Origin of the sequence: Microbacterium sp. 22303 (assembly GCF_052045265.1) — a bacterium.
Classification (GTDB): Bacteria; Actinomycetota; Actinomycetes; order Actinomycetales; family Microbacteriaceae; genus Microbacterium.
Genome location: NZ_JBQEOQ010000003.1, coordinates 188973 through 210758, shown reverse-complemented (window position 1 = coordinate 210758; position 21786 = coordinate 188973). Strand labels below are relative to the sequence as shown.

The 21786-nt window shown below is 69.7% G+C and carries 20 protein-coding genes; 4 read left to right on the top strand and 16 right to left on the bottom strand.

Features of this window, described 5'->3' with window-relative positions:
- Positions 1–72 precede the first annotated feature (72 nt).
- Positions 73–1941, top strand: coding sequence for a phosphoenolpyruvate carboxykinase (GTP) (locus ACTJI8_RS10500; protein ID WP_440733382.1), 1869 nt, complete (start codon positions 73–75; stop codon positions 1939–1941).
- Positions 1942–2082: 141 nt separating this feature from the next.
- Here ACTJI8_RS10500 and ACTJI8_RS10495 read toward each other — a convergent pair whose 3' ends face one another.
- The 9 genes from ACTJI8_RS10495 to ACTJI8_RS10455 form a co-directional block, all read right to left on the bottom strand.
- Positions 2083–3189 carry a ring-opening amidohydrolase gene (locus ACTJI8_RS10495; protein ID WP_440733381.1) on the bottom strand — a complete coding sequence of 369 codons (1107 nt, stop codon included), beginning with the start codon at positions 3187–3189 and terminating at the stop codon, positions 2083–2085.
- On the bottom strand, positions 3186–4493 hold the full coding sequence (locus ACTJI8_RS10490) for a hypothetical protein (protein WP_440733380.1): 1308 nt from the start codon (positions 4491–4493) through the stop codon (positions 3186–3188). The genes ACTJI8_RS10495 and ACTJI8_RS10490 overlap by 4 nt, the downstream gene beginning before the upstream one ends.
- 99 nt (positions 4494–4592) lie before the next feature.
- A complete protein-coding gene (locus ACTJI8_RS10485; RefSeq protein WP_440733379.1) occupies positions 4593–5726 on the bottom strand; it encodes a sugar phosphate isomerase/epimerase family protein in 1134 nt (377 codons plus the stop codon).
- Complete coding sequence (locus tag ACTJI8_RS10480) at positions 5726–6550, bottom strand: ATP-binding cassette domain-containing protein (RefSeq protein WP_440733378.1); 825 nt, start codon at positions 6548–6550, stop codon at positions 5726–5728. Before ACTJI8_RS10480 ends, ACTJI8_RS10485 begins: the two co-directional genes overlap by 1 nt.
- A complete protein-coding gene (locus tag ACTJI8_RS10475; protein WP_440733377.1) occupies positions 6547–7575 on the bottom strand; it encodes an ABC transporter ATP-binding protein in 1029 nt (342 codons plus the stop codon). Before ACTJI8_RS10475 ends, ACTJI8_RS10480 begins: the two co-directional genes overlap by 4 nt.
- 8 nt (positions 7576–7583) lie before the next feature.
- Positions 7584–8456, bottom strand: a complete 873-nt coding sequence (locus tag ACTJI8_RS10470) for an ABC transporter permease (protein WP_440733376.1) — start codon at positions 8454–8456, stop codon at positions 7584–7586.
- 12 nt (positions 8457–8468) lie between these two features.
- Complete coding sequence (locus ACTJI8_RS10465; RefSeq protein WP_440733375.1) at positions 8469–9509, bottom strand: ABC transporter permease; 1041 nt, start codon at positions 9507–9509, stop codon at positions 8469–8471.
- Positions 9510–9514: 5 nt separating this feature from the next.
- Positions 9515–11104: an ABC transporter substrate-binding protein gene (locus tag ACTJI8_RS10460; RefSeq protein WP_440733374.1), complete on the bottom strand. Its 1590-nt coding sequence runs from the start codon at positions 11102–11104 to the stop codon at positions 9515–9517.
- A gap of 216 nt (positions 11105–11320) precedes the next feature.
- A complete protein-coding gene (locus ACTJI8_RS10455) occupies positions 11321–12565 on the bottom strand; it encodes a M24 family metallopeptidase (RefSeq protein WP_440733373.1) in 1245 nt (414 codons plus the stop codon).
- A 646-nt stretch (positions 12566–13211) separates the two neighbouring features.
- Here ACTJI8_RS10455 and uraD point away from each other — a divergent pair.
- The 3 genes from uraD to ACTJI8_RS10440 all read left to right on the top strand — a co-directional run bounded on the left by uraD (position 13212) and on the right by ACTJI8_RS10440 (position 15813).
- A complete protein-coding gene (gene uraD, locus ACTJI8_RS10450) occupies positions 13212–13727 on the top strand; it encodes a 2-oxo-4-hydroxy-4-carboxy-5-ureidoimidazoline decarboxylase (protein ID WP_440733372.1) in 516 nt (171 codons plus the stop codon).
- 70 nt (positions 13728–13797) lie between these two features.
- Positions 13798–14748: a hypothetical protein gene (locus ACTJI8_RS10445; RefSeq protein ID WP_440733371.1), complete on the top strand. Its 951-nt coding sequence runs from the start codon at positions 13798–13800 to the stop codon at positions 14746–14748.
- A gap of 30 nt (positions 14749–14778) precedes the next feature.
- Entirely contained in the window at positions 14779–15813 is a 1035-nt protein-coding gene (locus ACTJI8_RS10440; protein WP_440733370.1) for a S66 family peptidase, read from the top strand.
- Between the two features lie 15 nt (positions 15814–15828).
- Here the strand turns inward: ACTJI8_RS10440 and ACTJI8_RS10435 are convergent, their stop codons facing one another.
- From ACTJI8_RS10435 to ACTJI8_RS10405, 7 genes are all read right to left on the bottom strand, one after another.
- Positions 15829–16029: an AsnC family protein gene (locus tag ACTJI8_RS10435; RefSeq protein WP_440733369.1), complete on the bottom strand. Its 201-nt coding sequence runs from the start codon at positions 16027–16029 to the stop codon at positions 15829–15831.
- Positions 16030–16116: 87 nt separating this feature from the next.
- A complete protein-coding gene (locus ACTJI8_RS10430) occupies positions 16117–16533 on the bottom strand; it encodes a hypothetical protein (RefSeq protein WP_440733368.1) in 417 nt (138 codons plus the stop codon).
- 11 nt (positions 16534–16544) lie between these two features.
- Entirely contained in the window at positions 16545–18026 is a 1482-nt protein-coding gene (locus ACTJI8_RS10425) for an aldehyde dehydrogenase family protein (RefSeq protein WP_440733367.1), read from the bottom strand.
- A complete protein-coding gene (locus tag ACTJI8_RS10420) occupies positions 18023–19225 on the bottom strand; it encodes an amidohydrolase (protein WP_440733366.1) in 1203 nt (400 codons plus the stop codon). Before ACTJI8_RS10420 ends, ACTJI8_RS10425 begins: the two co-directional genes overlap by 4 nt.
- Positions 19218–19889 (bottom strand): DUF1028 domain-containing protein, encoded by a 672-nt coding sequence (locus tag ACTJI8_RS10415; RefSeq protein WP_440733365.1) that lies wholly within the window; start codon positions 19887–19889, stop codon positions 19218–19220. Before ACTJI8_RS10415 ends, ACTJI8_RS10420 begins: the two co-directional genes overlap by 8 nt.
- Complete coding sequence (locus tag ACTJI8_RS10410) at positions 19886–20341, bottom strand: RidA family protein (RefSeq protein ID WP_440733364.1); 456 nt, start codon at positions 20339–20341, stop codon at positions 19886–19888. Before ACTJI8_RS10410 ends, ACTJI8_RS10415 begins: the two co-directional genes overlap by 4 nt.
- On the bottom strand, positions 20341–21666 hold the full coding sequence (locus ACTJI8_RS10405) for a flavin-containing monooxygenase (RefSeq protein ID WP_440733363.1): 1326 nt from the start codon (positions 21664–21666) through the stop codon (positions 20341–20343). Before ACTJI8_RS10405 ends, ACTJI8_RS10410 begins: the two co-directional genes overlap by 1 nt.
- Positions 21667–21786 lie beyond the last annotated feature (120 nt).

Genomic DNA, 21786 nt, shown 5'->3' with positions numbered 1-21786 from the left:
CAACAACGCCCCGAAGAGTGCCGAATACTGGCGCAGAATGGTCACATCGCCCCAGGCTTTAAGGAGCAGACAATGGCTATCGCCGAGACGTTCACCCCGCGGACCTCCCCCCTCGCTGCTGTGCGCGAGTACGGTGCGGCTCCCGAGTACGACACCCCGGCCTTCGCCGCGCTCAGCGCGTGGGTCGACGAGATCAGCGCCCTGACCCAGCCCGACCGCGTGCACTGGATCGACGGATCCGCCGCGGAGAACGACGCCCTGCTGCACGAGCTCGTCGACGAGGGCAAGCTCATCAAGCTGAACCCGGAGTGGCGTCCCGGCTCCTACCTGGCGCGTTCGCACCCCAGTGACGTCGCCCGCACGGAGGGACGCACCTTCATCGCCTCGGCGAAGGAGATCGACGCCGGCCCCACGAACAACTGGGCGGATCCCGCCGAGATGCACGCGAAGATGAACGAGATCTTCGAGGGCTCGATGCGCGGTCGCACGATGTACGTCGTGCCGTTCTCGATGGGCCCGGTCGGCGGACCGATCTCGCAGATCGGCGTGCAGGTCACCGACAGCGCCTACGCCGTCGCCTCGATCGGCATCATGACCCGCGTCGGCGAGGCCGTGGTCCGGGAGATCGCGAACGGCGCCCAGTGGGTGCGCACCGTGCACTCCGTCGGGGCCCCGCTGGCCGCCGGTGAAGCCGATACCACCTGGCCCTGCAACGACGAGAAGTGGATCGTGCACTTCCCCGACACGCTCGAGGTGTACTCCTTCGGGTCCGGCTACGGCGGCAACGCGATCCTCGCCAAGAAGTGCTTCGCGCTGCGCATCGCCTCGGTGCTCGCCCGCGACGAGGGCTGGATGGCCGAGCACATGCTGCTCATCCGCGTGATCTCGCCCCAGGGCAAGGCCTACCACGTGGCCGCAGCGTTCCCGTCGGCGTGCGGCAAGACCAACCTCGCGATGCTCCGCCCCACGATCCCGGGCTGGAAGGTCGAGACGCTCGGCGACGACATCACCTGGATCCGCCCTGGCGCCGACGGCCGCATGCGGGCGATCAACCCCGAGGCCGGCTTCTTCGGCGTCGCGCCGGGCACCGGCGAGTCGACCAACGTCACCGCGGTCGAGACGCTCTGGGGCAACACGATCTTCACGAACGTGGCGCTGCGCCCCGACGGCGATGTGTGGTGGGAGGGCCTGACCGATGAGGCTCCCGCGAACCTCATCGACTGGGAGGGCAACGCGTGGACTCCGGAATCCGGCCGTCCCGCCGCGCACCCGAACTCGCGCTTCACCGTGTCGGCGGCGCAGTGCCCGCAGATCGCGGAGGACTGGGAGGACCCGGAGGGCGTGCCGCTCGACGTGATCCTGTTCGGCGGACGCCGCGCCACCAACGTCCCGCTCGTCGTCGAGGCGACGGACTGGAGCCACGGCGTGTTCCTGGGCGCGACCATCTCGTCCGAGCGCACGGCGGCGGCGGAGGGCACGCTCGGTGAGCTGCGCCGCGACCCGTTCGCGATGCTGCCGTTCTGCGGTTACAACATGGGCGACTACTTCGCGCACTGGCTGAAGATGGGCCGTGCCGTCCGCTTCGACAAGGCTCCGCGCATCTTCCAGGTGAACTGGTTCCGCCGCGGCTCCGACGGCCGGTTCCTGTGGCCCGGCTTCGGCGACAACGCCCGCGTGCTCGACTGGATCATCCGTCGCATCGAGGGCGAGGTCGACGCCGTCGACAGCCCGATCGGACGCCTGCCCAGGATCGAGGACCTCAACCTCGAGGGTGCGGATGTCGCCGACGAGGATCTCGCCGAGCTGTTCAGCGTCGACACCGCGTCGTGGATCCGCGAGGCCGACTCGACCGAGGAGTTCTTCGCGACGTTCGGCGACCGCCTCCCGGCGGCGCTCACCACCGAGCTCGCCTCGCTGCGCTACCGTCTCGCGAGCGCATAAGACGTGATCCGGTTCCTCCGCCCGTGTGAACGGCCGGGGGACCGGATCCACCAGGACCCGCGGCGGCGGGATGCCGGAGACAGACCCATGGCTGAGTGGTCTCCGGCATCCTGCCGCCGCGTTCTCGTCGGTGCGTGACGGTCAGCCCACGTCGAGCACGATGGCCAGGGTCCCCCCGCCGGGAGGACCCTGCTGCACGCCGCCCGCAGAGATCCAGATCATGTTGTCCTGCAGCATGGCGGAGAACGCGCTCGCGACCACGGTCTTCAGGTTCTTGACGTACACGGGGTCGTCGGTGACCAGTCGCCGATCGCGGATGAGCCCGTCGACCGGCTCCTGGTACTTGACGTAGGTCGCGCGGATGCGCGAACGGACCTCGGGGGGCAGGGGACCCTCGCCGACGGCGATGCCGGCATCTCTGACCGCTCGGGTGACCGCACCGATGTCGAGCAGATCCGCGATGACAGCCCGTCCGACGCGCAGCCGGCCGCCGGCACCGCGGCGGTTGCCCAGCGCCAGCAGGTGCGTCTGCGGCCCCGCACCGCCCACGTCCTCCCAGATGTTCGACGACACCGCCACCTTGTCGCTGAAGAGCGCCGGATCTGTGCCGATCGCGGCCTCGTCCGGGAACGGGGCGCCGTCGACCACGACGCGCACGGCCTGCGCGATGCTGCCGCTGGAGAACCCGAAGACGCCCTGCGGATCCAGCTCGGGTGCCGCCCCGGTGCGCGCGGCCGCGATGTCCTCGAGCGGCGGGTAGTAGGACTTGCCGATCACGAACTCGACGTCTGCGGGGGCCATGCCGGCATCCGCCGCGGCAGCGCGTACCGCGTCCGCGTTGGCCTGCACGTGCGCGGCCCTGCCGATCCACTCGGGGAGGATCGTCGTGGAGGCGGCGTTCCCGATCGCGAGCTGGGGCAGGCCGTCCGCCGCCGGCTCCGCGGCGGTGCGCGTGTACACGACCAGATGCGGCGTCATGATCGTGCCGACACCGGCGCTGAAAGCCATCGGCACCGCTTCGATCGCAGGGACGGGCCGGGTGCCGTGGTCGAGCAGGAACCGGCGCACGGCCTGATCCGCATCGACCCGGCTCGTGTTGTACGTGTCGCCCCAGCCGCCGGTCTTGCCGGTGACGGCCACGATGTCGTCCGGGTTCAGCCGCCCGTCCGCCACGAGCGCGGCGAGCCCCGACACATCCCGCAGGCCGCTCATCGGCACGCGGAACGCGTCGACGGCCTCCGCGCTCATGCGCGGCTCGGTTCGCCGCTGCGCACCGCCTCCCGCAGTACGGCCTCGCGCAGTACGGCCTCCGCTCGCTCCGGGGTGAGCCAGCGCGGGTACTCCACGATCTCGTCGATCGCGTCGTTGAGCGCCCGGTATCCGGTCTCCACGGCGTCGTCATCGAGCTCCAGGCCGAGGTTCACGGCCAGCTGGCGCACCATGGCCCGGGTGCTGAGGCGGTCCCACACCCAGCGGATGTCCGCACCGACGACGTCCGCGTGCACGCACCCCGAGATCGGCGGGAACGTCCGGACGCCGTCGCGCAGCGCGCTCAGGACATCGGCCGTCGTGCTCTTCAGGTAGGCGTACTCGCCGGTGACCGGCTTGAGTGCCGGGTTGGGGATCCCGGTCTCCTCGTAGACCAGATCCGACAGGGCCTGCAGCCGATCGAGCCTGATGCCGGTGTCGACGCCGTAGAGCACCTCGAGGCTTGTCGCCACCTCTTCCAGCGGCGGGAAACCGCACCGGTAGGAGACGCCGTTCACCGAGACGTCGGGTCCGGCGCCCGCGGCGGCCGCGGCGATGGCGGCGGCGGTGCCGAGGCCGAAGTCGTCGTGCACGTGCATGGTCAGCGGCACGGCGGTGGTCAGCCGGGAGCGGAAGCGGCGGATGAACACCCGCATCGCCTCGGGGCCGAGGCTGCTGGTGGAGTCCATGAGGTCGATCCGCCGGGCGCCGAGTGCGACGGCCTCGTTCGCGGCGCGCATCATGGCGTCGAAGTCCCGGCGGCCCGCCTGGGCGAGCGTGACGGTCCACTCCAGACCGTTCGACGCGGCGTACTGGGTGACCTCGGCCAGCTGCGCGAACTGCCGTGCTTCCGCCTCGGGGGAGGAGGCCTCGACGATGCCGGGGCCGATGACGGTCGCCCCCAGCTCGAGGAGCAGGTCGACTGTCGAACGCGGATCGATCTTCGGGGCGCCCTCGCCGTTGCCGAGCAGGGTGTCGGCGTAGACGTTGCAGGTGAACCCGAAGCCACCGGCCAGGATCTCGCGCACCAGTGCGAGCTCGCGGGCGTTCGGCTCGTCGTCGCCCCACCAATCGAGGTTGAGGCTCTCGTCCTTGATCCCGATGTCGTCGAGCGCCTGCGCGATCCGCAGATATCCGTCGATCGTGGTGCGGGTGCCGGCCGTGTAGTTGGTCTTGCGGAGGGTGCTGTCGATCAGGCCCAGGGGGCGGGGGAAGTCGAACTCGCGGGTGACCTCTTCCTCGAAGTTGATCGGGCTGACCCAGTGGCTGCCCTCGACCCGGTATTCGTGGCGGGGGTTGATCATGTCTCGTCCTTGTCGTCTCGTTCTTCGTCGTTCGGGGTCGGCGACCACCGGCCGATGCGCCAGGGAGACGCGCACCGGCCGGTGTGCCCGTGCCCGACGTCAGCGCCCCGCGCCAGCGGTCTCGGCGACCGGGGTGTGCAGCGGGTAGCCGGCGTCGGCGATGATGGAGCGGGCCATGCGGGCCCCGGTCCGGATCGTGTCGACGGCCTCGTCGTACTCGTAGGGTTGCGTCAGGTAGCGGCGCCAGTCCGGAACCTCACCGGACTGGATGCGCTGCTCGTACGCGTGCACCATGTCGAGGTAGGCGGCGAGCTCCTCGACGCCGAGGTCCGGGTGACCGGCCAGGAACTCGGGATCGAACGCCTCGATCACGCGCGGGCGCTGAGCCGGCGCCTTGTCCGCGTAGGGCTGCGGCGGTTCGATCGTCACGTTCATCCGCGGGTTCGCGGCGACGATGATCGGCAGCAGTCCGGCGAAGTCGACGAGGCCCGTGCCGTACGGGCGCAGCTGGTGGGCGAGACCACCCTCCTCATGCGCCACATAGGCGTCCTTGAGGTGCGTCTGACGCACGTACGGCGCCACCCGTCGGGCCGAGAACACCGGATGCTCCATGCGCTGCAGCACGTTGGACGTGTCGAACACGATGCCGGTCGTGTCCGGTCCCACGGCCTCCACGAGGCGCACCAGCTCGAAGCTCGTGACCTCCTCATGGGTCTCCAGGTTCATGTGGATCCCGAGATCGCGGGCGATGGGCGCGAGTCGCTTCAGGAACTTCTCCGTCGCGGCCAGCTGGTCCGTCCAGTCCGCGTCGGTGCGGAACCGGTCGTAGGCGAGCCTGCCGAAATAGGTCCCTTTGAAGTTGGCCGTGGCGACCCAGAGCTCGCGGCAGCCGATGGCGGCGCTGGCCTCCATCATCCGCCGGAAGCCGCGCAGGATGTCCCCGTCCCCGATGGCCCGCAGCTCGGGGGCCTCTGGATTCGCGTACGGGTTCACCTTGCCGAGGCCTGTCTCCAGATACAGGTCCAGATCGTCCGCGCGCTGCCGGAGCTCGCGCAGCACTCCGGGGTCCAGCGTCGGACTCATGTCGAGCACGCTGCGGAAGAACAACCCGTCCATGCCGAGCTCGTGCGCGTGGCCGATCGTCGCGAGCGGCCCGCGCTTTGCGGCCTCCGGGATCTTCTTGCCGTCGACGCCGACCCGGATCCGGTGGGTCGATGCCGTTGACTCGGTCATCACGCCACCTTCTCCTCGAGAAGCCGTTCCAGCGCCCGCTGCCGGGCGATGGTCGGGTTGGGGTTCGGCACGGCGGCGAGCAGCGCCTTCGTGTAGGGATGCGACGGGTGCTCGAGCACGGTCTCGGCGGGACCATCCTCGACGATCCGGCCGAGCTGGATCACCGCGACCTGCGAGCAGATCTGCCTCACCACCGCGAGGTCGTGCGCGATGAACAGCACGGTGAAGCCGAGGTCCTCCTGCATGTCCTGCAGCAGGTTGAGCACCTGCGCCTGCACCGACACGTCCAGCGCCGAGACGGGCTCGTCGCAGATGAGCAGCTTCGGCCCCACGGCCAGAGCGCGCGCGATCGCGATGCGCTGCCGTTGCCCGCCCGAGAAGGATCGCGGGTAGCGGTCGAGATCGCGGTCGCTGAGGCCGACCTGCATGAGCAGCTCGGCCACGCGCGCGCGTCGCCGCTTGCGATCCGGTTCGAGGTCGTGCACGAGCAGGCCCTCGCCGACGAGCTTCTCCACGGTCATCCGCGGGTTCAGGCTCGACGTCGGGTCCTGGAACACGAACTGCACCTCTCGGCGGATCCTCTTCAGGGTCGCGCCCCTGGCCTCGGGGATGTTGATCCCGTCGTAGGTGATCGTGCCGCTCGTGGGCTTCTCCAGGCCCATGATGCTCTTGATGATGGTGGTCTTGCCGGATCCCGACTCGCCCACCAGCCCGGTGATCGTGCCCGCTTCGACCGTGAGATCGACGTCGCGCAGGGCGTGGACGGGCTCGCGCCCGAGCGCGTGGAACACCTTGTTCACGTCGCGCAGCTCCAAGAGGCTCATGCTGCCGTCTCCTCTCCTGCGAGGGGGTAGAGGTGGCAGGCGACGAGCCCGCCGTCGGGGGCGGGCCGCAGCTCCGGCACCTCCCGCGTGCACAGGTCGAACGCCTTGGGGCAGCGCGGGTTGAACGCGCAGCCGGTCGGGCGGTTCGCCGGGTGCGGCGGGGCGCCGGGGATGGTGAGCAGGCGGGGGACCGTCTGATCGATGCGCGGCACGGCCTGCAGCAGACCCTGCGTGTACGGGTGCGCCGGGTGCGCGAACAGCGAGTCGACGCTGCCCTCGTCCACTTTGCGGCCGGAGTACATGACCGCGACCCGGTCGGTGAAGCCGGCCACGGTGCCGAGGTCGTGCGTGATCAGCAGCACGGCGAGACCGCGCTCCTTGGACACCTTGTCCATGAGCGTGAGCACCTGCTCCTGCACGCGCACGTCCAGGGCGGTGGTGGGCTCGTCCGCGATGATCAGCGACGGGTCCGAGATGAGCGCCATCGCCAGGACCACGCGCTGACGCATGCCCCCGGAGAACTCGTGCGGGTAGGCCTTCATCCGGGCTTCCGCATCGACCACGCCGAGCTCCTCGAGCACCGCCTTCGCGCGCTTCGCGGCCTCGGCGTGCGAGACGCCGGCGATCCGCAGCGGCTCCATCACCTGGTCGCCGATCGTCATGAGCGGATTGAGCGCGCCCATCGGATCCTGGAAGACCATGCCGATCTTGTGCCCGCGGACCCGGACCATCTGCTTGTCGTTCAGCTTCAGCAGATCCTGGCCCTCGAACTCGACGGATCCGGAGAGACGGAAGTCGGAGTCGAGGCGCATGATCGAGCGTGCGGTGACGGATTTGCCGGATCCGGACTCGCCCACGAGCGCCACCCGGTCTCCCGGGCGCATCTCGAGGCTGAAGTCCTCGACCAGCCGGATCGGCTCGTCCTTCGGACCGGCGTCGATCGTGAGGTTCCGCACCGACAGGAGCGGAACGGCTGCCGGCGTGGCGCCGGTCGGCGCTGTGCCGACGTTCGTGAGAGTGTTCATTGCCGTACTCACCTTCTGCGAAGGGCGGGGTTGAAGCGGACCTGAAGGATGTCGCCGAACAGGCCGAAGGCCACGGCGGTGATGGCGATCGCGAGACCGGGGGCGAACGCCGCCCACGGCGCGGTGGCGATGATGCCCTTCGCGCTGGTGACCATCGCGCCCCACTCGGCGCTCGGCGGCTGTGCGCCGACGCCGACGAAGGACAGGCCGCCGAGGATCAGGATCGTGTTGCCGATGTCGCCGGCCCACTTGACCACGAGCACGTCGAGCGAGTTCGGGATCACGTGGTGCAGCATGAGCCGCGTCCGGGAGACGCCCAGCACACGGGCGTTCTCCACGTACGGCTGGGCCATCGTCTCCTTCATGACGCCGCGCAGCACGCGTGCCGTGACGGGCCATCCGGTGAGGATCATGGCGATGACGGCCGAGTTGAGGCTCGGACCGAGCGCCGCGGCGACACCGAGGGCGAAGATGATCGGCGGGAATGCCAGGGCGGCGTCGACGACCCGCATCAGCACCTCGTCGGCCCACTTGCCGCCCAGGGTGGCGAGGGTCGCGACCAGGATGCCGATGATCGAGAAGCCGGTGACGATGATCACCGAGCTCAGTAGCGACGACTGCGCGCCGGCGATGATGCGCCAGAACACGTCGCGGCCCTGCTCGTCCGTGCCGAACCAGTGCGCGGCGTTCGGCGGCTGCAGTGCGTTCAGGATGTCCGACCGGTAGACCGCGTCATACGGCGCGATCAGCGGTCCGACGATCGCCAGGAGCAGCAGCAGCACCACCACGATGGGGATGATGATCTGCATCCCGGAGATGCCGGTGATGGAGCGGACGGTGCGGCGCCGCATGGGCGCGATCATTGCGAGAGTGTTGCTCATGATTCTCCCCTCCTAGCCCAGCTGCCCTGCCCGCAGACGCGGGTCGCGGATGAGCTGGAGGACGTCGACGATGTAGTTGCACACGACCACCAGGACGCCGATCACCAGCACCCCGCCGAGCACGGCGAAGGTGTCCTTCTGGGCCACCGCGTTGGTCAGGTAGGAGCCGACTCCCACCAGACCGAACACGGACTCCACGAGGACGGCGGCGCCGACCATGGCGCCGAACTGGATCCCGACGAGGGTCATCGAGGGGCCGATGGCGTTCGGCAGGACGTGCCGCCAGACGAGCTGGCGCTGGGGGATCCCCTTGGCGCGGGCGACCGTGAGGTGCTCGCGGGCCAGGACCTGGATGAGCTCGGCGCGCATGATGCGGTACAGCTGCGCAGCGAACGGCAGGGCCAGGACGATGGCCGGGAGGATCAGATGCTGCACGCCGTCCCAGGCGGCCATCGGGTTGCCGGCGAGCAGCGAATCGACGATCACCGAGCCCGTCCGGGTCGGGACGTCGAACCCGCGCGACAGGCGACCGGAGATCGGGACCAGCTGCAGCTTCGTGCCCAGCAGGTACTGCAGCAGCAGTGCGAGCCAGAACGTCGGCAGGCCGGCGCAGATGATCACCAGCGTCTTGATCGTGAAGTCGGCCGCCCCGTCGCGTCGCAGCGCCGAGAGCGTGGCCAGCGGCGTCACGCAGGTGACGACGATGATCACGGCCAGCAGCACCAGCTCGATGGTCTGCGGGAGCACCTGTCCGATGCCCTGTGTGACCGACACGTGGGTGGTGATCGAGGTGCCGAGGTCGCCGCGCAGGAGCCTTCCGAAGAAGGTCATCAGCTGAACGAGGAACGGCTGATCCAGACCCAGCGCCTTGCTGACGGCTGCGACCTGCTCGGGACTCGCGTTCTCACCGGCGGCCACCCTGGCCTCATCACCCGGGATGAGCTTGACCATCAGGAAGACGAACGCGCTCAGGCCGATGAGGGTGATGACCGAGGAGAGCGCTTTGCGCAGCAGGAAGACCGTGGTCTGCTGTGCCGGATTGCTTTTCGCCATCGTCCTCACCCCACTCGGAGGGTGAAGAAGGAGATCGGCGTCGCGGACCAGGAGAAGTCGATTCCCTTGAGGTCGCTGCGGTAGCCGACCGGGAACGCCACCTGGAAGAGGTTCGCCTGCACGGAGTCGCCGGCCACGGTGGTCTCCACCTGCTTGTACAGGTCGCAGCGGTCACCGGCGTCGGCGGTCGCGCGCGCCTTGCTCAGCAGCTCATCGACCTTCGGGTTGCTGTAGGCGCCCTTGTTGGTGCCGCCGATGTTCGCGGAGTTGTACAGCTTGTCCAGCCCGGCACCGGGGTCCGGGGTCAGGATGTAGTCGTTGATCAGGGTGAGGCCCGGGATCGTCGCAGGGTCGGACAGCGTCTTGAGGTAGTCCGGGAAGGCGATCGGAACCAGGTTCACCGTCACGCCGAGGTCCTTGAGGTTGGACTGGAACAACGTGGCGATCTGGGTCTGCGTGGAGTCGACGGACTGGTAGCGCAGGTCGAGCGCTGTCGAGCCGAGACCGGAGAGCAGCTCCTTGGCCTTCGTCTTGTCCTGCGCGGACGGCTTGGCACCGGGCCGGCAGGTGAACGCCGGCGACAGGATGCCGCTGGAGATCGCGCCGTTGCTGTTCAGGATCTTCTGGAAGCCGCCGGAGTAGTCGAACGCCAGCTTGAGGCCTTCGCGGATCTTCGGGTCGGCGGTGGGCCCGGTCGACGTGTTGAACCACAGCTGGGTCTGGCCCGACGTGGGCACGAACTTGACCGAGACGCCGCTCTGTCCCTTCAGAGCAGTGGCATCGATCGCGGACAGGCCGAAGGAGACGTCGATGTTGCCGGCCTTGAGCTCGTCGCGGTTGGTCGCGCTCTCATCGATGCGACGGAACACCATCTGCGTGGGCCGCTTGTCATCGAATCCCCAGTACTTGTCGAACCGCTTCACGGTGGTGCCGTCGGCGGACGATGCATCCGTGCCCTCGAACGGGCCCGTCCCTGCCTCGTGCGCCTGCAGCCAGCCCTGCGCGTCGTCGGAGCCCGCGTTCTTGGAGACCAGGTCGGCCTCCAGGATGTAGATGTTCGCGAGGCCGTTGATGAAGAACGCGTTCGGCGCCTTCAGATTGATCACGATGTGCGAGTCGTCCACGACGGTCGTCGAGTCGTAACCCTGCAGCAGCGAGGCGACGCCCTGGCCGAGCCGGGTGTAGCGGTCGAAGCTGTACTTCACGTCCTTCGCGGTGAGGCGGGTGCCGTCATGGAAGGTGACGCCGTCGCGCAGGGTGAAGGAGATGGACTTCGCGTCGTCGGCGACCTTGAAGTCCTTTGCGAGCGCGCCGATCATCTTGTTGTCCTGAGCGGCGTCGAACTTGATCAGTGGCTCGTAGACGATGTTGTCGACCATGTTGGTCTGCGCGTAGTCGGCACGCAGCGGATCCATGGTGTTGAACTCGTGCTTGAAGCCGACGACGACGGACGTCGATGCGGCCGTGGTGCTGCCGCCGCCACCACCGCCTCCGGATCCGCCTGCGGTGCAGGAGGCGAGGGAAGCGGCGACGAGCGGGAGAGCGAGAAGTGCGGCGGCGAGAGTGACCTTGCGGCTGCGGTGCTGAATTGACATGGAGTGACTCCTGGATGAGAAAAGGGTGATTTCTCAGGGCGCGGGCTGGCGCCCTGCTCGGGGTTCGGGCATCACCGCACGGAAGACCCTTGAGGGTGAGGGGCAGCCGTGCGATGGCTCTTGTGGAGTGCTCCGGTGTCTGATGTTGAGTTATGCGGGCCGGATCGGGATCCGGCAGGGGCTGTGCGCTGTGATGCGGTCAGCTATGGGTGCGGATCAGAGTTCCCAGATTCCTCTGGGCGATTCGGTGATCCAGACGGCCCCATCATCGGTGACGAGGGCCATGTCGCCGGCGACGATGCAGCCGAGACCGGGAACGGTGAAGTTGGGATGCACTTCGATGACCATTCCCTTCTCGATCCGGACGCCGGAGTCATCGAGGGATCTGTCCCGGAGGGGATTGAGATCCCGCGCCGTCCCGGGCTCGACATAGGTGAGGCCGAGTCCGTGACAGCTCTGGAAGCGGAATGGATCCGTTTCCCGGGTGAAGGGGGCGTGCGCCGCGTACTCGTCCTCGATGACGTCGATGACGCGGTGCAGCGGCTCGCCGGGGCGCATGACCTCCAGGGCCGCGTCCTGGATCTGGATGAGGATGTCTGCGTAGGCGGCGAGTTCGGTGCTCGGCCGTCCGCGGACGCCCATGCGCAGGCACTGACCGAAGTAGCCCTCGTAGGAGGTGGTCGTGCCCAGCTGCACGCGATCACGGTCGGTGATCCGTGCGGGGAGTTCCATGAATTCGAAGTAGGTGGTCGGCGGCTCCTCGCCGATCGACAGCCAGCAGTTCGCCGAATCGGCGCCGAGCAGGCGGCCGACGTGCTCGGCCTCCGCCATGGCCGAGGGGCCCGAAGCGCCGGGCCGGGTCGACTCGGCGAATGCCGCCGCGACCATCGCGTCCGAGATGCGTGCCGAGATGCGGAGCATCTCGATCTCCTCGGGTGCGCGCGTGAGGCGCAGGCGATCGAGAACGCCCTCTGCCGCGATGATCCGGAAGTCGCGGAAACGCTCCGCCAGCTCCTGGTGCGCGGGGTGGCTCAGCTCGTCGATCCCGATCACGCCGATCCGTGCTCCACCGCCGATCCCGGCGTCGGAGAGCACCCGGGCTGCGGCCTCGGGATGCAGGCGCTGCTCGCCGGCCAGCACGATCTCGCCCAGCCAGGCGGAGCGCTGTGAGAACTCGCGACGCTCGTGCACACCGAAGGCCAGCACCGCGGCCGTGCCCGATGCGGCGACGACCACGGTCGACGGGGTGGGCTTGGCCGCGTAACCGGCGAGGAACTGGACGTACCCGGCGGTCTTCGTCCGCGAGCCCAGCATGCGCGGGCTGCCGAAGACGACGAGGGCGTCGAGATCCTCCGCGATCATCGCTGCGCGGACGCGTTCGATGCGCTGTTCCAGTACCGGGACCGGGACGGTGGCGGTGAAACGCTCCCGCGGGGCGACCGCGGCCTCCACCAGGCTCACGAGAGCCAGTCCCGGGGTGAACCCGCCAAGGAGGCGGGGCGCTCGCTTTCGGCGATCTGCGCGGGGGCGCGGAGCCGCGACGATGCGGTACCTGTGCCCCGGAGTGCCGAACTCGCTTTCGGCACTCGGGCGTCTGAAGCAGCCATGATTCAGAGCCAATCGTTCTTGGTTCAAGACCCCCTCGGGTGGGGGTGAGGTCACTGTAGATCTAAGACCAATGATTCCGCAAGGGGAGACCAAACTTTCGCGATGCGATATTCTTGAGACATATCGCACTCGGTCCAAGTGGTGTACCAAAATGGTGTACCAAAATCCGCTCGCCCGCAAGACCTGTCTGCGCCGCGCTCCGCGGCTCTTGCGGGAAGGTACCGGTTGCTCTCGGGGCGCTCGTGTCGACTCAACGCCGAGCGCAGGATTTGGTGTACCAAATCTTGACGCGGCTCTCCGTGCATGGGAGAGTTGATTCCACATCGTCCAGATGGAATAGGAATCCCGCATCGTGGAACCGGGAGCTCTTTCGTTGTAGGACGGGTCCGGACCGCGCTGCCCGATGCGGAGAGATCAAGAGATCAAGGGAGATCCCGATGTCCTCACTTCAGCTCGACATGTTCGCCGCCGGCGTGCGGAACGTCGCTCAGGCGGGAGCGTGAGCGCTGTGACACTGGATGAGATCAACGCGCTCGACCAGGATGCCTTCGTGGCCGCGCTCGGGCCGGTCTTCGAGAACTCGCCCTGGGTGGCGCGCGCCGCCTGGTACTCTCGGCCCTTCGAGGACGTGCGCGAGCTGCACCGTGCGATGTTCGCCGTCGTCGAAGCCGCCGACCGGCAGACCGTGCTCGACTTCCTCAATGCGCATCCTGCGCTCGCAGGCAAGGAGGCGCAGGCCGGCGAGATGACCACGGAGTCGGTGGGAGAGCAAGCCAGCGCCGGGCTCGACGCCCTCAGCCCCGAGGAGTTCGCGCGCATCGGCGAACTGAACAGCACGTACCAGGATCGGCACGGGTTCCCCTTCGTGATCGCCGTGCGCGGCCACACCAAGACCTCGATCCTCGCGGAGTTCGAGCGGCGCATCGGCGCCGACACCGAGGCGGAGCTGCAGGCCGCACTCGACCAGATCGCGCTGATCTCGCGGGGCCGGCTCGATCGCGTGGTCGCAGCCTGAGCCGCGCTGATCGGTGACAGCACTCGATGGCGCCGTGCTGGACGTCGGCGCGACGGGGTAGCGTCGCGGCATGGACGTCATCGATTACCTGATCGACTCTGATCCCGCGATCCGCTGGCAGGTCCTCCGCGACCTGACGGATGCGTCTCCGGAGGAGGTCGCGACGGAGCGTGCGCGCGTGGCCGCCGAGGGGTGGGGCGCCCGGCTCCTCGCGCTGCAGGCGGAGGACGGGCTGTGGGATGGCGGGGTGTACCGGCCCGGCTGGGTCGATGAGAGCCGTCCGATGTACGACGCGTGGACCGCGACGCACTTCAGCCTGCAGCAGCTGGTCGACTTCGGTGTCGACCCGGCGGACGAGCGGGTGCGGCGGGCGGTCACGCGGGTGCGTGAGGGCGTGCGCTGGGATCAGGACAACGCCCCGCGGTACTTCGACGGCGAGACGGAGCCGTGCGTCAACGGCGTGGTCCTCTCGAACGCCGCGTATTTCGGGGAGTCCGGCGACGCCGTCGTCCGCACTCTCCTCGCCGGGCAGCTGGCGGACGGCGGGTGGAACTGCTGGGCTGAGTACGGCGCCACGACCTCGTCGCTGCACTCCACGATCTGCGTGCTCGAAGGTCTCCTCGCCTGGGAGCAGGCGACCGGCGGCACCGAGGTGTCGCGGACCGCGCGGCTGGCCGCAGAGGAGTATCTGCTGGCGCGCCGGCTGTTCCTGCGGCGCAGCACGGGGGAGATCATCGACCCCCGCTTCACGATGGCCTCGTATCCGGTGCGCTGGTACTACGACGTGCTGCGCGGCCTGGACTACCTGCGCCGGGCACGCCCCGAGGGGGATCCGCGCTGCGCCGAGGCGCTCGAGCTGCTGCGCTCCCAGCGTGATGTGAATGGGCTGTGGCGGCTGGGCAACACGCACGAGGGGCCGACGCCGTTCGCCATGGAGGGCGAGTCCGAGGGGTTCCCGAGTCGCTGGGTCACTCTCAGGGTGCTGCGGGTGCTGCGCTGGGCGGGGGACGACGTCGTCTGACGGGGGAAGCCGCGCCCTTAGGCTGAAGCGATGCTCCTTCCGCCCAAGGCCAGACCAGGCGACCGCATCGCCGTGCTCTCCCCGGCATTCGCCGCACCTGCCGTCTCGCTGCCCGTGCACGAGCAGGCGATGCGCCGACTTGAGGAGATCACAGGGCTGATTCCGGTCGAATACCCGACGACGCGGCAGCTCGGCGCGTCCGCCGAGGCCCGCGCTGCCGACGTGAATGCGGCCTTTGCGGATCCGTCGATCCGAGCCGTCATCGCGACGATCGGCGGAGACGATCAGATCCTCGTGACGTCGCATCTCGACGCTGCCGCTGTGCAGGCGGACCCCAAGCCGTTCCTGGGATACAGCGACAACACCAACATCCTGAACTGGCTGTGGCGGCAGGGGATCGCGGGCTACTACGGCGGCTCGACACAGGTGCATCTCGGCCCAGGCCCCATGGTCGACGCGATCCACGCCCGCTCGCTGCGCGCGGCGCTGCTCGATGGCGGCACGATCGAACTCGACGAACCGGGGGAGTCGGAAGACTTCGGGCAGCGTTGGGAGCACCCGGACGCACTCACTCGGTTCGGCGATCGGGAACCGACTGAGCCGTGGGTATGGGCAGGGCCGGTCGTTCACGCGGCGGGACCGACCTGGGGCGGGTGCATCGAGGTGCTCGCTCAGCTCGCGCTCGCGGGACGCTTTCCTCGGGAGGAGCGACTCGACGGTGCGATCCTCCTCCTCGAGACGAGCGAGCGGCTCACCCCGGCCCCCATTGTGGCGGAGCAGCTCCGCGCCTACGGGGAACGGGGATTGCTTGCGCGGGTCTCGGGGGTCGTGGTCGCGCGGCCTCCGGTCAGCACCCACGAGGTCGTCCCCTCGGCGCAGGAGCGCGCCACCGCCCGTGCTGCTCAGCGCGATGCCGTTCTCGCTGCGATGACCCGCTACAACCCGGACGCGGTGGTGTGCGTGGGAGTGCCGTTCGGGCACACCAGGCCGCAATGGATCGTGCCGTACGGCGGCACGCTCGTGCTGGACGGCGCCGCGCGCCGGGTCGTGGCCGACTTCGCCTGAAGGCTCGCGCCGATGTCAGCGCCGCCCGAACCGGCGGTGCGCCGCCTGCCGGGTCGTGCCCAGTGCGCTGGCGATCGCCTGCCAGGAGTAGCCGGCGGCGCGCGCGCGGCGCACCTGCACCTCCTCGGCGCGGGCGATGTCGCGACGCACCTCGACCAGTCGGTGCAGTTCGGCGAGAGGTTCGCCCTGCGGATCCGTCGCCTGCGCGGTCTTCATGATTCTCTCGCCTCCATGATGAAGTCTTCTCGCGTCAATGCTGGTTGACGCGAGGGAGGCGTGTCAAGGGATGTTGACGGGATCCGATCAGCCCTGAGCGGACAGCTCGCCCGCCCGACGGCGGTTCCGCACCCCGATCGCGAGGACGGCGCCCATGACCAGCGCGAGCTCGAGCGCATTGAGGCCGAGCGCCGCACTGTGCAAGGCGTCGAGCGGCGTCGCCTCCTGCGCGAGGCCATGCGCATGCCCGCCCATTCCGGCGCCGCCCGACCACACGTGCAGCAGCAGCATCGCGGCCGCCATCGCCATCGCCGCACCCCACGCCGCGTCAGGAAGGGCCACGCGACGAGGGCGCAGGCAGAGCGCGCAGGTCGCCGCGAGCAGCACCATCGCCGCCGCGAGCACGGACGGGCCGCTCAGCAGCATCGCCGCGTGCACTGCGACGCAGGCGACGGTCGTCAGCAGCGTCGCGAGCTGAAGCACGGCCCAGCGCGGGTGGATCATCGTCGTCCTTCTCATCCGTGCTGGAACCAGGTCGTCTTCCAGTCGGTGTAGTTGTCCAGCGCATGCCGCGACAGGTCTCGGCCGAAGCCCGACTGCCGGAACCCGCCGAACGGCGTCGTGAGGCCCAGCGCATCGACCGTGTTGACCGAGACGGTGCCGGCGACGAGCCGCTCCGAGACCCGGTGCGCGCGGCCGAAGTCGGTCGTCCACAGCGAGGCCGCGAGGCCGTACTCGGTGTCGTTCGCGAGGCGGACCGCTTCGTCCTCGTCGTCGAAACCGAGTACCGCCACGAGTGGGCCGAACACCTCGACGTGGTGCAGGTCATGGTCCGCGCCGAGGCCGGTGACGATCGCGGGGTTGAGGTACGCGTCGGATCCGGTGATCGTCACGCGATCGCCACCTGCGACCAGGTCGCCGTCCGCAGCCGCCTGGGCGATCGCGGCGGAGACCTCGTCGGCGTGCGCGCGGCTGATCAGACTGCCGTTCCCATCGCTGCCCGCAAGCGGGTCGCTGGGAGCGTAGCCCCGTGCGGCGGCGGCGAGCAGGGCGACGAACTCGTCGTGCACCGACCGCTGCACCAGGATCCGCGAGTTCGCGGAGCACACCTGGCCCTGGTTGTAGAACGCGCCGAACGCGGCCTTCGCGGCCGCGGCCTCGAGGTCGGCATCCGCGAACACGAGGTTCGAGCTCTTCCCGCCGGCCTCGAGTGCGATCCGCTTCATGTTCGAGTTCCCGGCGCTCACCATGAGGCGCTTGGCGACGGCCGTCGAGCCGGTGAAGGCGAGCACATCGATGTCCGGGTGCAGCGCGATGCGCTCGCCGACGACGGATCCGCGCCCCGGCACGACATTGAGCACACCCGCGGGGATCCCCGCCTCGAGCGCCAGATCCGCGAGCCGCAGTGCGGTCAGCGAGGTCTCCGTCGCGGGCTTGTGAACGACACTGTTTCCGCTCGCGAGCGCCGGCGCGAGCTTCCACGCGGCGATCTCGAGAGGGTAGTTCCACGGCGTGATCGCGCCGACCACGCCGAGCGGCACGCGCTGGACGAGCGCGGTCGAGCCGGGTGGGGTGGCCGGGATCTCGTCGAACCGCTTGTCGGCCAGCTCGCCGTACCAGCGGAACGTCTCGGCGGTGCCGGGCACGTCGACGGTCAGTGTCTGTGCGATCGGCTTGCCGGAGTCGAGGGTCTCGAGCAGTGCGAGCTCCTCGAGGTTCGCCATGATCAGGTCGGCGAGACGGATCAGCGCCCGGCCGCGGTCGGCGGCGCTGCGCCGGCTCCACGAGCCCTCCTCGAACGCGCGCCGGGCGATTGCGACCCCGCGGTCGACGTCGTCCGCTGTGCCGGCGGCGAGATCGGCGAGGTGCGCGAGTGATCCGGGGCTCTGCACCGCGATCGTCGCAGCGTCCGACGCGTCGACGCGGCGTCCGTCGATCACGGCACGGCCGTCGATCGCGAGCGCGCGGCTGCGTGCGGTCCAGTCGATGGGGGTCATGAGGCACTCTCCTTCAGAGCATTCTCGGGGATCGGAGCGCCCGCGCGGGCGGCGACGACGTCGATCACGGTCCACGCCATGAGGACCGCGGCGTCGAGCAGCGCCTTCTCCGCGACGGGGCCGACGCACGCGGCGGCGAACTCCTTCTGGTGGTTGCCGTACGGCAGCGAGCCGACCCCGATGTACGGGTGGATCGCGGGGACGAGCTGGGACACGTTGCCCATGTCGGTGGACGCCCGGTTCATCCGCCCGGCGACCTCCGGATCCGCGAACACGCGCCCGCGTGCGATCGCGTTGGCCCGATAGAACGCGAGGGCGCGGTCGTCGGTGCGGAACTCGGAGTACGGCTTGCTCTCGGGCGTGACGCGCAGGGTGGCGCCCGAGGCGAGCGCCCCGGCCTCGAAGCAGCGGTTCACGCGCTCCTCGAGGACCTCCAGCTCCGCGAGCGAGTTCGCGCGCACGTACCAGCGGCCCTCGGTGCGCTCCGGGATCGCGTTCGGGGCGTGGCCGCCGACCGTCTGCACGCCGTGCACACGGGTGTCGGCAGGCAGCTGCTGGCGGAGCAGCCCGATCGCGACCTGTGCGACGAGGAACGCGTCGTTCGCGTTGACGCCCTGATCCGGATAGGCGGCGGCGTGCGCCGACACCCCGTCGTAGGCGATGTGGCTGTGCGAGACCGCGAACGGCCGAGCCTCGGCGACATCGACGGGCGCGGGGTGCACCATCATCGCGAGGTCGAGGTCCCGGAACGCGCCGGCCTCGATCAGCTCGATCTTGCCGCCGCCGCCCTCCTCCGCGGGGGTGCCGTAGACGCGTACGGTGAGGCCGAGCTCGTCGGCGAGCGGCGCGAGCGCGAGCCCGGCGCCCACGGCACCGGCGGCGATGAGGTTGTGGCCGCATGCGTGCCCGAGCCCGGGCAGTGCGTCGTACTCGGCCATGATCCCGATCACCGTGGGGCCGGATCCGGTCTCGGCGAGCAGGGCCGTCTCCAGACCCAGATACGCCGGAGTGACCTGGAAGCCGGCCGCGGTCAGCGCCTCGCCGACCCAGCCGGCGGCGCGGTGCTCCTGCCAGGCCGTCTCCGGGTTCGCGTGCAGCGTCTCGGAGAGGCGGATCAGGTCTGTGGCGGCCGCGGCGACGCTCGCGTCCGCGGCGGCCTTGAGCGCGGCGACGTCGGTCGCGGCGTTGAGCTCACTCATCGCCGGGCACTCCGTAGCTCGGGGCGGCGGAAGGGTCGATCCCGCGCGTGACGTAGTCGTCCCGCTGCGGCAGCCACACCTCGAGCAGGGCGCCGAGCTCGGCGATCGGGTCGCCCTCGGTCCAGTCGACCCGCAGGTCGGTGACGCGCCAGCCGGCGTCGCGCACGACCGAGAGGCCGGCGGAGTGCACGGGGCCCTCTTCGCCGCCCGCGGCGACCGCGACCTGCATGGCCGCGAGCAGGCGCCGCTCGAGATCGCCCTCGGCGGCGGCGAAGGCGTCGACCATGAGCTGCGGGATGCTGGTCGACGCGAGCATGTTGCCGCCCGCCGCCACTCCGGGACCTCGAGCCGCGCCGACGTTGCCGAGCGCGCGCTCGCCCGAGTACACGGCCGAGCGCCCCTGTGCGTCCACGACGAGCAGCTGGCGGAACGAGATGTGCGGGGTCGAGGCGGTCACGGTATCGAGCGCCTCATCGGCCGAAGTACCGTCGCGCAGCGCGGCGAGCAGGATCGGGCCGAGGCGCGGATCCGTGATGTTCTGCGAGTTCACCGCGCCGACGCCGTCGGCCAGGTGCACGCAGCGCGCGGCGACAGCGGGGGAGGACGACGAGATCGCGGATCCGAAGGCGCCGGTCTCGTCGCGCGCGACGATCGAGAACGTCATCGCGCCGCCTCGTCGTCGTCGGCGGGCCCACGATCGGCCGCGCTGCTGATCACGGCGGTCGCGTCGATTTCGACCAGCCACTCCGGGCGGGCCAGCGCGCTCACCACGAGGCCGGTCGAGACCGGGAAGACGCCGGTGAGCCAGCGACCCATCACGCGGTAGACGGTCTCCCGGTAGCGCGGGTCGATGAGGTAGACGACGACCTTGACGATGTCGTCGAGGGAGGATCCGGCCTCTTCCAGCAGCATCGCGATGTTCGCCATCGCCTTCTCGGCCTGCGCCTCGACGTCGCCGATCCCGACCGACTCGCGGGTCTCCAGATCCTGACCGATCTGGCCGCGCAGGTACACGACGCCGTTCGCGACGACTGCCTGGCAGAGGTCGTTGTCGAGGTTCTGCTCGGGGTAGGTGACCTTGGTGTTGAACGGGCGGATGCGGGTGTGCGTGGGCATCATGCGACTCCTGTCTGTGCGAGGGTGGGGACGGACCGGGTGACGTCGGCCTGGGCGCTGGCGGTGGCGCCGGTCGCGGCGGGGTAGGCCGCATAGCCGCGCTGGATGCCGATCTGGTCGGCGATGTAGCGCGCGTCGTGCCACACGCCCCAGAGGAAGCTGGAGCCGCGGCGGGACTGCCAGGGCAGGCCGAGGAAGTAGATCCCGGGCTCCGCGGAGACGCCGCGCTGGTGGATCGGCCGACCGCGCTCGTCGAAGGCCTCAGGGTCGATCTGCAGCCAGGAGTAGTCCAGCGCGAAGCCGGTGGCCCACACGATCGAGGTGATGCCGGCGTCCTTCAGGTCGAGCGAGAGGATCGGGTGCGTGAGGCTCTCCGGATCCGGTCCGATCACATGCGCCTCGGGCTCCTCCGGCAGGTCCAGCCCGTTGCGCAGCACGTAGGCGTCGGCTTCGTCGAGCACCGAGAGGTAATTCGCGTCTCCCGCGGCGATGTTGGCGCGCAGATCGGGCGCGATGGCGAGCACGCCGTCCTCGTAGGCGCCGGCGCGGCCGAGCAGCGTGACCCCGGTCGCGGCCAGCGCGCGGAAGTCGACGGTGTGCCCACCGCGCGCGCCGCTCACGGCGATCGTGACGTGCTCCGCGCCCACGGGCGGAGCGGCCATGTCCCACTTGCCGAGCACGCCCAGCCACCAGCAGAAGTCGCGGCCGCGGTAGCGCCGTGGCGGCCGGTCGTGCGGGCCCACCGCGAGGTAGACCTCGCGGCCCGAACGGCGCAGCTCATCGGCGATCTGCACGCCCGAGGATCCAGCGCCGACCACGAGCACGGCGCCCTCCGGCAGCTGCGCCGGGTTGCGGTACTGGTTGGAGTGGATCTGGTGGATCCCCGCGTCGTCCGGCACGACGGCTGGGATGATCGGACGCTGGAACGGCCCGGTCGCGGCGACCACGTAGCGGGCGTCGATCGTGCCCTCGTCCGTCTCCACCCGGAAGCCGGGGCGGTTCACGTGCCGGCGCACGCTGTGCACCTCGACACCCGTGCGGATCGGTGCGTGGAACTTCTCGGCGTACGCAACGAGATACTCGGCGACCTGCTCCTTGCCCGCGAAGGCGTCCGGATCCACGTCGAACTCCAGGCCGGGGAAGCGGTCGTGCCAGGCCGGGCCGTTGGCGACCAGCGAGTCCCACCGCCAGGAGCGCCAGCGCTCCGCGACCCGATCCCGTTCCACGACGAGGTGCGGCACGCCCGCCCGACTCAGGTGCTCGCTCATCGCGATGCCCGCCTGGCCGGCGCCGACGACCAGCACCTCCACGTCTTCGTGCGACATCCGTTCCTCCACTGCGCCGTTCCTCTACTGCCTCGGGTACTGCTGCTCCTCCATGCTCCCGAGGAGAGCGGCATCTGTACACTTCACAGATTCGAAGACCTGCATCTGATCTGTTGATAC

Excerpts from the sequence above, each read along its gene's own strand:
- ACTJI8_RS10465 (WP_440733375.1), bottom strand. The coding sequence starts at position 9,509 with ATGGCGAAAAGCAATCCGGCACAGCAGACCACGGTCTTCCTGCTGCGC.
- ACTJI8_RS10410 (WP_440733364.1), bottom strand. The coding sequence starts at position 20,341 with ATGCCCACGCACACCCGCATCCGCCCGTTCAACACCAAGGTCACCTAC.
- ACTJI8_RS10430 (WP_440733368.1), bottom strand. The coding sequence starts at position 16,533 with ATGATCCACCCGCGCTGGGCCGTGCTTCAGCTCGCGACGCTGCTGACG.
- ACTJI8_RS10480 (WP_440733378.1), bottom strand. The coding sequence starts at position 6,550 with ATGAGCCTCTTGGAGCTGCGCGACGTGAACAAGGTGTTCCACGCGCTC.
- ACTJI8_RS10495 (WP_440733381.1), bottom strand. The coding sequence starts at position 3,189 with ATGAGCGCGGAGGCCGTCGACGCGTTCCGCGTGCCGATGAGCGGCCTG.
- ACTJI8_RS10435 (WP_440733369.1), bottom strand. The coding sequence starts at position 16,029 with ATGAAGACCGCGCAGGCGACGGATCCGCAGGGCGAACCTCTCGCCGAA.
- ACTJI8_RS10415 (WP_440733365.1), bottom strand. The coding sequence starts at position 19,889 with ATGACGTTCTCGATCGTCGCGCGCGACGAGACCGGCGCCTTCGGATCC.
- ACTJI8_RS10475 (WP_440733377.1), bottom strand. The coding sequence starts at position 7,575 with ATGAACACTCTCACGAACGTCGGCACAGCGCCGACCGGCGCCACGCCG.
- ACTJI8_RS10460 (WP_440733374.1), bottom strand. The coding sequence starts at position 11,104 with ATGTCAATTCAGCACCGCAGCCGCAAGGTCACTCTCGCCGCCGCACTT.
- ACTJI8_RS10500 (WP_440733382.1), top strand. The coding sequence starts at position 73 with ATGGCTATCGCCGAGACGTTCACCCCGCGGACCTCCCCCCTCGCTGCT.
- ACTJI8_RS10445 (WP_440733371.1), top strand. The coding sequence starts at position 13,798 with ATGGACGTCATCGATTACCTGATCGACTCTGATCCCGCGATCCGCTGG.
- ACTJI8_RS10420 (WP_440733366.1), bottom strand. The coding sequence starts at position 19,225 with ATGAGTGAGCTCAACGCCGCGACCGACGTCGCCGCGCTCAAGGCCGCC.
- ACTJI8_RS10490 (WP_440733380.1), bottom strand. The coding sequence starts at position 4,493 with ATGATCAACCCCCGCCACGAATACCGGGTCGAGGGCAGCCACTGGGTC.
- ACTJI8_RS10405 (WP_440733363.1), bottom strand. The coding sequence starts at position 21,666 with ATGTCGCACGAAGACGTGGAGGTGCTGGTCGTCGGCGCCGGCCAGGCG.
- ACTJI8_RS10425 (WP_440733367.1), bottom strand. The coding sequence starts at position 18,026 with ATGACCCCCATCGACTGGACCGCACGCAGCCGCGCGCTCGCGATCGAC.
- ACTJI8_RS10470 (WP_440733376.1), bottom strand. The coding sequence starts at position 8,456 with ATGAGCAACACTCTCGCAATGATCGCGCCCATGCGGCGCCGCACCGTC.
- ACTJI8_RS10485 (WP_440733379.1), bottom strand. The coding sequence starts at position 5,726 with ATGACCGAGTCAACGGCATCGACCCACCGGATCCGGGTCGGCGTCGAC.
- ACTJI8_RS10440 (WP_440733370.1), top strand. The coding sequence starts at position 14,779 with ATGCTCCTTCCGCCCAAGGCCAGACCAGGCGACCGCATCGCCGTGCTC.